The sequence below is a fragment of the Streptomyces sp. NPDC058664 genome, from assembly GCF_042716635.1.
GTDB lineage: Bacteria > Actinomycetota > Actinomycetes > Streptomycetales > Streptomycetaceae > Streptomyces.
In genome coordinates this window covers 14,639-25,950 of record NZ_JBHXRW010000016.1, presented here as the reverse complement: position 1 = coordinate 25,950, position 11,312 = coordinate 14,639, and the positions used below count along the sequence as shown (strand labels likewise).

The following is an 11,312-nucleotide window of genomic DNA, read 5'->3' as shown; positions in this document are numbered from 1 at the left end:
TTGAGGAGGACAGGCCCTCACACTCCCCGATTCCGGTGCGTGAAAGCGCATGTTCAGAGCTTGCTTCGAGCAGTTGCAAGCATATTTGGTGCGAGAAGTATGGCGGAACGGCCGCGCGTGGTCCAGAGGCCCGGCCGTCAGGTCACCGAGGAGGCCCGCACCCCGGAGCTGCGGGGTCCTCCGCCCACGCGTTACGCTCCCCCTCCGTCGGCGACACGGCCCGGCCGAAGGCCACCGGGTGCGCACCACGCGTCACCCGCGTGCGTGGATCGCGGTCCATCGAGGTCCAAGGAGCTCCGAAGCATGTCCAAACACGAGCGGTGGAACGCGCTGCTTGAGCTGCTGGCCGCCGAGGGCCGGCTGGAGGTCGACGAGACCGCCGCGTCCCTCCAGGTCTCGGCCGCGACCATCCGGCGCGACCTCGACGAGCTCGCCGAGCAGCAGATGCTCGTCCGGACGCGCGGTGGCGCCATCGCCCACGGCGTCTCCTACGAACTGCCCCTGCGCTACAAGTCCTCCCGGCACGCCTCCGAGAAGCAGCGCATCGCCGCGGCGGTCGTCGAACTCGTCGGCGAGGGGGACGTCGTGGGGCTCAACGGGGGGACGACCACCACGGAGGTGGCCCGCGCGCTCGCCCTGCGGGTGGGAAGCGGGCGGCGCGGTGCGACCGAGACCCACGCGCCCGCCTTCACCGTCGTCACCAACGCCCTCAACATCGCGGGCGAGCTCGCCGTACGCCCCCAGATCAAGATCGTGGTGACCGGAGGGGTGGCCCGCCCCCAGACGTACGAGCTGGTGGGCCCGCTGACGGCCGGTGTGCTGAGGGAGGTCGTCCTCGACGTCGCCGTGCTCGGCGTGGACGGACTCGACCCCCAGCTGGGCGTGATGACGCATCAGGAGGACGAGGCGAGCATCAGCAGGCTGTTCGCCGAACGCGCCCAGCGGGTCGTCGTGGTCACCGACTCGTCGAAGATGGGCAGGCGTGCCTTCGCCCGGATCTGCGGGCTCGACGTCATCGACGTCATCGTCACCGACTCGGCGGTTCCGGCCGACATGGTCGCCCGTCTCCAGGATCTCGGCATCAAGGTGATCGCGGTCTGAGGACCGCCGCCGGGTTCCGTGTCCGGGCCCGCGCCCGGAGAACGGGACCGCCCCGGACCTCGGGAGAGGTACGGGGCGGGCGACGGGGTGCGGGGATCAGGGCGCGACGGCCATGTCGAAGAGGTGGATGTTGCCGTTGCTCGGCAGCACCACGAAGTCGATCTGCTTGCCGCGGTCGAGCGGGACGGAGTGGGCGAAGACCCGGTACTTGATGCCGGCGTTCCCGTACCCGCTCGGCCGGTTGCGTCCGTCGCTCGACGCGACCAGGGTCGCCCCGTGGGCGTCCGCCGGGTCGAACGACCAGTTGGGGAAGCCGAACGAGCCGGTGCTGCTCGTCCCGTCCGTGTAGTACACGGTCGCCGTTCCCGACGCCCCGCTCGTGACGCCGGAGCCGAGGAACACGAGCTTGCCGCCGGTGCCGCTCAGGGCGACGGCCTGGCCCGAGGTGGAGACGTTGTTCCTGGTGCCGCTCGGCACGTTCGGCCAGCGCAGTTCGGCGCCCAGGGCGGCGACGGTCCCGCCGGGGCGCAGCCCGACGTCGGCGAGCTTCTGCGCGGAGAAGCTGTTGCCCTCGCCGTCGTAGTTCCCGGGGCCGGTGTTGCTCTCGTCGGTCACGGCCACGTTGTTGTACGCGGCGGCCAGGTTCGGCAGGGGCGTTCCGCTGCGCTGCGTCCGGGTGGCCGTGGCCGAGCCGAGGCCGTCGCCGCCCTGGTAGGTCGCGGTCGCGGTGAACGTACGGACGGTGAAGCCGGCGCGCTGCTCCGGCACCTGGACGCGGAAGGTGGCGTCGGCGGAGGCTCCCTGGGTGAGGGAACCGTCCACGCGGACCACCGAGGGCTGTACGGCCCAGCCGACCGGCCCGCCGAAGGACACCCTCAGCGAGCGCAGCCGGTCGGGACCGGCGTTCTTGACGGTCACCTTCACCGTGGAGATGGCCGGTCCCGCCAGGTCGACGGGGGAGATCGTCAGCTCCGTCCGCGCCGCGCCCGGCGCGGGCTCCGCTTCCGTCGCGACCGCCGTCCCGGCGGCCGTCGCGGCCGGGAGGAGGGTGAGCACACCGGCCACGGCCACCGCTCTGAGCGGTCCGAGCAGTCCTGCTGTTCTCACGTGCTGCTCCTTCTGGTCCTTCTGGGGAGGGGTGCGGGGTGGTGTCAGACGACGGGCGGCATCTCGGTGGTGCGCGAGTCGAGCCCCATGCGGAGGTTGACCCAGGCGCCCCGGGTGAAGTCGGGGACCTGCACGGGCCGCCCCTTGTCTGCCAGGGACATGACACTCAGGGGTACCGGGGCGCACCAGGCCGCCGAGTCGTAGACGTCGATGTCGGGCACGAGACCCGCCCGCATCAGCTGGACCGTCCGCCACTGCAGGACGTAGTCCATGCCGCCGTGACCGCCGTTGTTCGCCGCGTCGTCACCGATCTTCTTCCACAGCCAGTGGTCGAACTCCTTGCGGTAGGAACCGAAGTCCCGCCACGCGTGCCCGCTGTGGTCCGGCTCGACGTAGACGCGCCCGCCACCGGCCGACAGCACCCCGGCGTAGTCCTCGAAGATCCCCCGGCTGCCGGCGAGCGTGTTGATCCGGCTGTACGGACGGGGGGAGCTCACGTCGTGCTCCGCGCGGATGACCCGGCCCTTGGCCGTGTCGATCAGACACGTGACCAGGTCGCCGTTGACGTACGTCTCGTTCCAGGAGGGGTGGTTCCGGGGCACGAACCGCTCCCGGTAGTCGGCCAGCCCCTTCGGCGCGGTCGCCGTGGCGCGCAGCGTGGTCATGCGGTCGCCCCGGTTGATGTCCATGGCCGCGGCGATCGGCGCGAGGCCGTGCATGGCGTAGAAGGAGGCGGTGCTGCGGGTGTGCCAGAGCCGGCGCCACGAGTCCGTGTAGTACGTGTCGGAGAACAGCAGCGCCCGCAGGTCGTGGAGGTAACCGCCGTGCCCGTTGGTGATGTCGCCGAAGAGGCCCTCGTGCGCCATCTTGAGCATGGCCAGCTCGTTGCGGCCGTAGCTGCAGTTCTCCGCCAGCATCAGGTGGCGCCGGGTGAGCTCCGAGGTGTCGACGAGGTCCCAGAGCTCGTCGAGGCCGGTGGCGATGGGCAGTTCGACGATGACGTGCTTGCCGGCGAGCAGAGCGGCCTTGCCCTGCTCGTAGTGGAACTCCCACGGCGTGGCGATGTAGACGAGGTCGATGTCGTCGCGCCGCAGCATCTGGGCGTACGAGTCGGCGGAGCCGCCGAACTCGGTGGGACGGGGCTTGCCGGCGGCGGCCAGCCGGTCGGCGGTCCTCTTGACGCGGTCGGCGCGGATGTCGCAGACGGCGGTGACGGTGCAGCCGGGCACCACGGACCAGCCCGTGGTCATGCCGGAACCTCGGTTGCCCAGCCCGATGACACCGACGCGGACCGTACGGTGGGCGTCGTAGGGCACGTCGACCATCGACCTCTGGCCCGCCTTGCGGCGCGGCGTCGTCGTCGCCGCTTCCGTCGCGGCGGCCGTTCCCGCAGCGGCGGCGACGGGGGCCGTTCCCGCGCCGGTGGCCAGCACCCCGGTGGCGGCCACGGCGCCTCCCAGAAGCAGGCGGCGCGAGACTTCGGGGGTTCCTGTCATGGATTCTTCGCTCCTCTATGCGGACGGCAGCGGGCGCGTGACGACTGTGACGGGGTGATCGGATCCATGTCAATAGGTGTTCATTGAGGGGTGGTTACAAGCAAGGTCGCGCATCCACGGTCGGATTCGCTGCGTGGAGCGCATTTGTGCGTACCCGGGCGGCATGGCCCGTACGTACGGATCGGGTCCGTTCCCGGGCGGCATGACCGGGCGCGGGTCCGGGTACGCGCGGGACGTGCAGCAGGAAGATCACGAGCGGGACCTGCCGCTGATCCGGTCCCTCGACGAGCTGGCCGACCTCATCGGCCGGCGGCCCGGCGTGTACGTCCGGTGGTCGCGGGGACCCGGGGCGGACCTCCCGCGCATCACGAGCCGCGACGACCTGACCGGGATCGCGCTGCCCGGCCTGTCCGCGAGCCCTCTGGACGTCGAACCGTGGTGGGGCGACCGCCCGCCGCGGGTGTGGGCCGCGCGGCGGCTGTACGACTACGCCCACCTGCCGCGCGTCAAGGACCCCCGGGTGCGTCCGTGGCTGCTGGTCGGCAGGGAGAACGGGCGGGGCCCGGACAACGAGCCCCTCGTCACCGACGTCGAGCCGGTGGGCTGGATCGACGGAGCCGTCATCGCGGAGGCGACGGAGGAGATCAAGCGGCAGCGCGGCCGGTGGGGACCGCTGGACCGCAGCCCCCGGCAGGAACGCCCCGCGTAGCCCGCCCCGGTGTCGATCCGCCCCGGTGTCGACCGGCCTCGGTGTCGATCGGCTCCGATGCCGGTCGGGTCGAGGCCAAACCCTGTGACGCGCGGTTTCCCTCCGTTGGCCTACGCCCGTTGGCCTCTTCGGAGCAGGGGCCTTCTCCTGGAGTGAGGCGGCCGTCCCGATCCGGCCGCCACGGCAGAGAGGCACGGCCCCATGTACGAGATGCGCGCCGAGTCCGTCCCCGGCCGATCCGAAGCGGTCTGGCACGTCCTGGCCAGGGAGCAGTCCGCCACCACGCTGTGCGGCCACCGGCTGCCCGAGGAGCGGACGGAGACGGCACCGATGACCGAGAGGGCGGCGGAACGCTATTGCGTCCGCTGCATGACCGCCTTCCGCGCCGCGGTGGAGGACCGCGCGCTCCGCGCGGCCGAGGCGGGGAGGCGGTCGGCGGTCGCGTGACCACGCGCCGCGCACCGCCGGCACGCCACGGTGTGGTGCCGGCGGTACGACCTGGAAAGGAGAGCGAGACCCCGACGGGGCCCGCCCCCGGGTCCGCCCGGTCAGGCGGGCACCGTCACGGGTGGTCCGGGCCCTGTTCCGGGGGTACGTCTCCGCCCCTGCCGCCGCCCTTGTAGCTGCCGTGCGGCCGGCCCTTCGAGGCCCCCTCACGCGTCTCCCGGGCCTTGACCTCCCGGCTCTCCAGCGCGACGCGGCCCTCGGCGGCGAACAGCGCGAGCGCCCGGGGTTCGGCGTCGGGCGCCGAGCGCTCCAAGGCCTCTCGCACCGCGTCCACCGTCGCCTCGTCCGCGCACCGCTCCCCGAGTGACCGGCACAGCGGGGTGGAGCCGCGCAGCGACGGAGTCCGCTTCTCGAACGGCGACGCCCGGGGCCGGCCGCCCGCTTCCGCGCGTTCAGCGGACGGGCCGCGCCCCGGTCACCGGGAGGCGGCCGGGGTGCCGGCCGACGCGTCCCGCGCGTGCTTCGCCGCCGGGTGCGCCGTGGTGAGGGTGCAGACACCGTCCACGCACCGGCGCTCCAGGCGCCCGCGGGAGACGGTCTGCGCCAGGCCGACCATCCAGCAGGTGGGGCAGCCGCGGAAGGCGATCAGGGCCAACGGGGCCGCGAGCAGGGTGGCGGGACCCGCGACGGGAACCATGGCGATCGAACCGATGATCAGCCCGAATCCGATGACGCCGCGCGCCAGATGGCGCGGGACGGACTTGCTGGCGAAGTTCGTCCGGGGCGCGGCGGCCGGCGCCTCGGTGCTCAGGACGGGCTTCGCGGTGTTCACGGTGTTCACGGTCGAGGGTCTCCTCCGACTGGTGGGCCGATGGCGTGATCGGGTGCGTGGTCGGTCATGGCGAGTGACTGGCGCAGTGCCGCGCGTGCTCTGTGCAGCCGCGACTTCATCGCGGCGGTGCTCAGACCGAGCGAACGGGCCACGGTCGTGCCGGGCAGGCCCTGGACGTCCCGCATGATCAGGACCTGCCGCTGGTCACGGGGAAGGGCGCTGACCGCGGCGGCGATCCGCTCCACCTCCAGCCGGTGCAGCACCGCGTCCTCGGCGGACGGTTCGGCCGACGCCTCCGGTCCGGTCGACGCCTCGTCGCTCCGCGAGACGAGCAGCCGTACCTGCCGGAGGCATTCGTTGCGCACGATCCGGAACATCCACGAGGCGAGCGCGCCGGTGGCCCGCAAGGTGCCGATCTTCCGGTAGAGGATGATCAGCGCCTCCTGCGCCGCGTCCTCCGCGTCCTGCGGCGAGGCGCACAGCGAGAGGGCGAACTTGCGCACATGGGGCTGCGACTCCATGACGACAGTGGTGAGCGAAGTGACGTCACCGTCCTGGGCCGCCCTGATGAGCCGCTCGTCCGGCCAGGGGAAACGTTGGTTCATGTGTTCCTCGTACTCGTCGGGCGGCCCGCGCGCGGGCGCTGGTCAGCTTCGGCTCTTGTGGCGCCGCATCAGGTGCCGACTGCACGCGCCCATGAGCAGTACTCCGACCACGACGAGGCTGGTGACCAACATGTGCGTTTCCTTCCGGTTCCACCGGCCCGTTCGGCCGGTACACGGACAAGAGACGGCGAGGTCCGGAAAGGATTCACCTCCGCCCGAAGTTTCTTTCGAACCGCGCGCGGTCGGGGTGCCGGGGTGTCGGGGTCTGTCAGGTCGTCCGTCACGGGGCCGCGGCCGCGAGCGGACGTCGGATTATGACCGGTTCATTGCTTCTTCGGTTCGCTGATTGGTCGTTTTATGGGGCCGGAATGACCGGTGGAGGTAGTCCTTCCAGCAAAGTCACATGGCGAACCCGAACTGACTATGCTCCCCGATGTGTTGCGCCGCGCTCACAGCGAGTCATGAACGCTGTGGTGTGCGCGGAACGGAGCGTGGCCGCGAAGGGGAGCGATCATCGGCACGATCTCGAAGCGCCCCGCCGAGGTTTCACCGGGGGCGCGCGTACGTACCCGGATGACGTCCGGCCGGCCCGTTTCCCTCGGCGTACCGCGCCGTTTCAGTCCGCTCATTCCAGAGTGTTTAGGGACCCCTTGATGGTTCGTGCAGGTTCGATCTCCAGAGCCAGGCCGACTGCAGTTCCCCGGGAATGGCTCCTGCCTCCCGGAGTTCTGGCCGTGGCATCCGCGATAGCACTGTTCTTCTGCCCCGCGGACATACGGGCACCGGTCGCCTGGTGCGGCTTCGCCGCGGTCGTCCTGACGGTCGTCACCTCGGTCGGGACCGCGCGCCGGCTGCGCGTGGCGGAGGCGGCCCGCCACACGCGGGCGAGCGCCGAGGCGGAGAAGTACTACGAGCAGCGCGAGGCCGCGCTGCTCGCGCGCCTGGACGATCAGCGGGCCGCCACCGTCTGGCTCACCGAGGAACTCCTCCCCGCCGCCATGGACCGGCTGCAGAAGGGCGAGCCCGCCTCCGAGATCATGAACGCCGTCAGCTTCGGGGAACACCTCGACGGCGAGTTCACCGAAGCACTCGGGAACGCCCTGGCGCAGCTCCTGGAATTCGTGGAGACCGAGGAGTTCACCCGGGACGCCTCCGAGCGGGCACTCGTGGCGGTCGCGCGCAGGATGCAGGCGATCGTGCACCAGCTCTCCAAGGACCTCCACGCCATGCAGATCCTCCATGGCAACGACCACGAGGTCTCCCGCGGCCTGCGGAAGGTCGACCACCGCAACGCCCTGATCGGCCGCCTCGCGGCCAACATCGCGGTCCTGGGCGACGCCCGGCCCGGCCGCCAGTGGTCGAAGGCGATCGTGCTCTACGACATCCTGCGCGGTGCCATGTCACGCATCGTGGACTTCCCCCGCGTGAAGCTGCACTCGGTGGCGGAAGTGGCCGTGGTCGGCCCGGGGGCCGAACCGCTGACGCATATGCTCGCCGAGCTGCTCGACAACGCCACGACGTTCTCGCCACCGAACACCCCGGTGGTGGTGACCGCGAGCGAGGTGCCCTCCGGCATCGCGATCGAGATCGAGGACCGGGGGGTCGGACTCACCGAGGAGGTCCGCGAGCGCGTCGAACGCGTCATGGAGCAGTCGCGGATCTCCGTCAACCTGTCGGGCCTGGGTGAGATGACCCAGATCGGCCTGCCCGTCGTCAGCCGGCTGGCCCGCGAGCACGGCTGCGAGGTCGACCTGCGCACGTCCGCCTACGGCGGAGTGCGGGCCGTGGTCCTCGTTCCCCGGGATCTGATCACCACGGCGCCGCCGTCCAGTCTGAGGTTCCCCGTGCCCGCCAGGAGGCCCCCGGGCGGGCCGGTCCCGCCACGGCCCGCACCGGCTGTCGACACCGCCGCGTCCCCCGCCGAACCCGCGAAGACCGCCAACGGACTTCCGCAACGACGACGGGACTCGCCCGTGCTGCCACAGCGGCGACGGGAGTCGCCCGTGCCGGTACCGATCGTCTCGATGACCCCCACACCCCCCGCCGCTCCGACGGGCCGGGCCGACTCCCGCCCGCCCGGTCTGATGTGGGAGGCGTTCACGGGCGTCCGGAAACCCGACGCCGAGCCCGCCACTTCCACCGACGAGCCGTCAGATGAGGACGAGTAACATGCAGCCACTGCCCAACATGGACTGGATGCTCACGGATCTCGTGAGCAGCGTCCCGTACGTGCGACACGTGGTCATCCTGTCGGCGGACGGCCTCTGCATCGGGCAGGCGAACACGGCGCCCGACACCGCCGACGCCATCGCGGCCGCCTGCTCCGGCATCCAGAGCCTGGCCAGGGCCATCGCGATGAGGTTCCCGGACGGCGACGGCTCGACCCACATGGTCGGGATCGAGGCCGACGCGGGCTACTTCTGCCTGATGGCGGCCGGCCCCGGAGCCTATCTCGCGGTCCTCGCCGACCCGGAGGTGGACGCCGGACTCCTGGGCAACCGCATGCGGACGCTGGTGATCCGGATCGGCCAGCACATCACCAGCCCGCCCCGTGAGGACGTCAGGCAGGCGATGTGACATCGGAGAACCAGGGCCCCTGGAACGAAGACGATTTCGTACGGCTCTTCATCATCACCGGTGAACCGGGGCCCGAGGCCAAGGCCCTGAACCTGGTCACCCTCATCGCGACGAGGGCCGAGCCCGGTCCCGACACGCAGCCCGAGCAGGCGGCCATCCTCACCCTGTGCGACTACCCGCTCTCGGTGGCCGAGCTCTCCGCGTACCTCGGTCTCCCGTTCAGCGTCGTCACCGTGCTGCTGACCCAGCTCGTCGAAGAGGAGCGGGTCGAGGCCATCGCACCCGTGCCGGTGGCGGCATTTCCCGAACGCGGCCTGTTGGAGGCGGTGATCCATGGACTACGCAAGCTCTGACGTACTCGCCGCCGGCCGGCGCGCCACCGACATGCTGCTGCCGCACGGCGCCAGGGGCGTCAAGGTCGTGATCGTCGGCGGCTTCGGGGTCGGCAAGACGACCATGGTCGGGGCGGTGAGCGAGATCCCGCCCCTGACCACCGAGGAGACCATGACGCAGGCGGGCGTCGGGATCGACGACAACCCCGGCGCCGCGGGCAAGAACACCACGACCGTCGCGATGGACTTCGGACGGATCAGCATCGACAAGGAGCTGATCCTCTATCTGTTCGGCACCCCCGGGCAGGAACGCTTCTGGTTCCTGTGGAACGGCATCTTCGAAGGCGCGCTCGGCGCCGTGGTCCTCGTCGACACCCGCAGGATCGAGGTCTGCTTCGAGGTCGTCACCCGTCTCGAGGACCGCCGGGTCCCGTTCGTCGTGGCCGTCAACACCTTCCCGGAAGCCCCGCAGTACCCCGTATCGGACCTGCGCACCGCGCTGGCCCTCAGCGACTCCGTGCCCATCGTCACCTGTGACGCACGGGACCGGGCGTCCTGCCGTGACGCCCTGCTCTCGCTGATGACCTACCTGTGCACCCTCGTCGCCGCCCAGGAGAACGCATGACCGTCCCACCCGCCGAACACACCACCGCGACGCCGGGAGCGGTGCCGCCCCCGGGCTGCCCGGCCCACACCGCCACGGGACCCGGTGGAGCCACCCGGCTCTACGGCGAAGCCGCGGCGACGGACCCCATGGGCCTGTACGAGGAGCTGCGCGCCGCCCACGGTCCGGTGGCCCCCGTGCTGCTCGACGGCGACGTACGCGCATGGCTCGTCCTGGGGTACCTGGAGAACCGCGACGTGGCCAGCCGCCCGACCCAGTTCTCCCGCGACCCCCGCGTCTGGCACGGCTGGCGGAGCGGCGAGATCGACCCCGTCACCTCGCCGCTCGTACCGATGATCGGCTGGCGCCCCGACTGCGTCTGCGCGGACGGCGAGGAGCACCAGCGGCTGCGCGGCGCGGTCACGGCCGCGCTCAACCAGTTCGACCACCGCGGACTCCGGCGCCACATCATCCGCTTCTCCCACCAGTTGATCGACACGTTCTGCGAGAGCGGCGAGGTGGAACTGGTGAGCCGGTTCGCCGAGCACCTGCCCATGATCACCCTCACCCACCTGCTCGGCATGTCGGACGAGTCCGGCTCCCGGCTCGTGCCCGCCGCCCGCGACCTTTTCAAGGCCACCGAGACCTCGCTCGCCAGCAACGCCTACATCCTGGAGAGCCTGGAGGAGCTCGTCGAGGCCAAGCAGGCCAAGCCCGGCCACGACATCGCCTCGGCGCTGCTGGCCCATCCCGCCGGCCTCACGGACGAGGAGGTCAAGCACCACCTGCGGCTCATCCTGCTCGCCGGCTACGAGACGACCGCCAACCTCATGGCCAACGTCCTGCGCATGGTCCTCACCGACCCGAGGTTCCGCGGTTCGCTGGCCGGCGGCCAGATGACCGTGCCCCAAGCCGTGGAGCAGGTCCTCTGGGACGAGCCGCCGCTGATGGTGTGCCCGGGTCGCTGGGCCAACAGCGACACCACCCTCGGGGGACAGCAGATCAAGGCGGGGGACATGCTCCTGCTGGGCCTGGCCGCCGGGAACTTCGACAAGGCGATCCGCCCGGAAGCCTCGACCCCCGTGCACCACAACCGCGCACACCTGGCCTTCAGCGCCGGTACCCACGAGTGCCCCGGCCAGGACCTCGGCCGCATCATCGCCGACACCGGCATCGACATCCTGCTCACCCGGCTTCCCGACATCGTCCTGTCCGGCCCCGAGGAGAACCTCACCTGGCGCTCCTCCACCTGGGCCCGGCATCTGACGGCGCTGCCCGCGTCCTTCGCCCCACGCCCTCCCGAAGCCTTCGACTCCATCGCCCCGCTGCCGGCCCCGCCCGCCCGGAGCAGCGGGTCGCCGGCGACACGGCCGGGGCGGGCGACCGTGCCCGAGACGGCCGGGCGGCCCGAGCCCCGTCCTTCGTGGCGGACACGACTCAGGCGTTTTCTGCGGAGGTGGTAGCCCACGCGGTCGGGCCGGTCCGGGGTCTCTCGGGCCGGT

13 protein-coding genes are annotated in these 11,312 nt (G+C 71.4%); 8 read left to right on the top strand and 5 right to left on the bottom strand.

The annotated features are described in order from the left end of the window. Positions 1–303 precede the first annotated feature (303 nt). A complete protein-coding gene (locus tag ACFWUY_RS15290; RefSeq protein ID WP_384107458.1) occupies positions 304–1,101 on the top strand; it encodes a DeoR/GlpR family DNA-binding transcription regulator in 798 nt (265 codons plus the stop codon). A gap of 96 nt (positions 1,102–1,197) precedes the next feature. Here the strand turns inward: ACFWUY_RS15290 and ACFWUY_RS15285 are convergent, their stop codons facing one another. Together ACFWUY_RS15285 and ACFWUY_RS15280 are read right to left on the bottom strand one after the other, a co-directional pair. Next, complete coding sequence (locus tag ACFWUY_RS15285; RefSeq protein ID WP_384107456.1) at positions 1,198–2,208, bottom strand: NEW3 domain-containing protein; 1,011 nt, start codon at positions 2,206–2,208, stop codon at positions 1,198–1,200. Positions 2,209–2,252: 44 nt separating this feature from the next. After that, positions 2,253–3,704, bottom strand: coding sequence for a Gfo/Idh/MocA family protein (locus tag ACFWUY_RS15280; protein WP_384107454.1), 1,452 nt, complete (start codon positions 3,702–3,704; stop codon positions 2,253–2,255). Between the two features lie 202 nt (positions 3,705–3,906). Between ACFWUY_RS15280 and ACFWUY_RS15275 the strand changes: the two genes are divergently transcribed. Further along, positions 3,907–4,413 (top strand): DUF6098 family protein, encoded by a 507-nt coding sequence (locus ACFWUY_RS15275; RefSeq protein WP_384107696.1) that lies wholly within the window; start codon positions 3,907–3,909, stop codon positions 4,411–4,413. 201 nt (positions 4,414–4,614) lie between these two features. Continuing rightward, a complete protein-coding gene (locus ACFWUY_RS15270) occupies positions 4,615–4,860 on the top strand; it encodes a hypothetical protein (protein WP_384107452.1) in 246 nt (81 codons plus the stop codon). 115 nt (positions 4,861–4,975) lie between these two features. Here the strand turns inward: ACFWUY_RS15270 and ACFWUY_RS15265 are convergent, their stop codons facing one another. From ACFWUY_RS15265 to ACFWUY_RS15255, 3 genes are all read right to left on the bottom strand, one after another. Next, on the bottom strand, positions 4,976–5,185 hold the full coding sequence (locus ACFWUY_RS15265) for a hypothetical protein (protein WP_384107450.1): 210 nt from the start codon (positions 5,183–5,185) through the stop codon (positions 4,976–4,978). Positions 5,186–5,335: 150 nt separating this feature from the next. After that, positions 5,336–5,701, bottom strand: coding sequence for a hypothetical protein (locus tag ACFWUY_RS15260; protein WP_384107448.1), 366 nt, complete (start codon positions 5,699–5,701; stop codon positions 5,336–5,338). After that, complete coding sequence (locus ACFWUY_RS15255) at positions 5,698–6,297, bottom strand: RNA polymerase sigma factor (protein ID WP_384107446.1); 600 nt, start codon at positions 6,295–6,297, stop codon at positions 5,698–5,700. Before ACFWUY_RS15255 ends, ACFWUY_RS15260 begins: the two co-directional genes overlap by 4 nt. Before the next feature lie 734 nt (positions 6,298–7,031). Between ACFWUY_RS15255 and ACFWUY_RS15250 the strand changes: the two genes are divergently transcribed. The 5 genes from ACFWUY_RS15250 to ACFWUY_RS15230 are packed head-to-tail and all read left to right on the top strand — an operon-like array spanning position 7,032 to position 11,273. After that, positions 7,032–8,465 carry an ATP-binding protein gene (locus ACFWUY_RS15250; protein WP_384107444.1) on the top strand — a complete coding sequence of 478 codons (1,434 nt, stop codon included), beginning with the start codon at positions 7,032–7,034 and terminating at the stop codon, positions 8,463–8,465. A gap of 1 nt (position 8,466) precedes the next feature. Next, the gene (locus tag ACFWUY_RS15245) at positions 8,467–8,874 is read left to right on the top strand and encodes a roadblock/LC7 domain-containing protein (protein ID WP_384107442.1); all 408 of its coding nucleotides are present in this window, start codon (positions 8,467–8,469) and stop codon (positions 8,872–8,874) included. Then, the gene (locus ACFWUY_RS15240; RefSeq protein ID WP_384107440.1) at positions 8,871–9,227 is read left to right on the top strand and encodes a DUF742 domain-containing protein; all 357 of its coding nucleotides are present in this window, start codon (positions 8,871–8,873) and stop codon (positions 9,225–9,227) included. Before ACFWUY_RS15245 ends, ACFWUY_RS15240 begins: the two co-directional genes overlap by 4 nt. Further along, a complete protein-coding gene (locus ACFWUY_RS15235) occupies positions 9,208–9,831 on the top strand; it encodes an ATP/GTP-binding protein (protein ID WP_384107438.1) in 624 nt (207 codons plus the stop codon). The genes ACFWUY_RS15240 and ACFWUY_RS15235 overlap by 20 nt, the downstream gene beginning before the upstream one ends. Further along, a complete protein-coding gene (locus tag ACFWUY_RS15230; protein ID WP_384107437.1) occupies positions 9,828–11,273 on the top strand; it encodes a cytochrome P450 in 1,446 nt (481 codons plus the stop codon). Before ACFWUY_RS15235 ends, ACFWUY_RS15230 begins: the two co-directional genes overlap by 4 nt. The last annotated feature ends 39 nt before the right edge of the window (positions 11,274–11,312 follow it).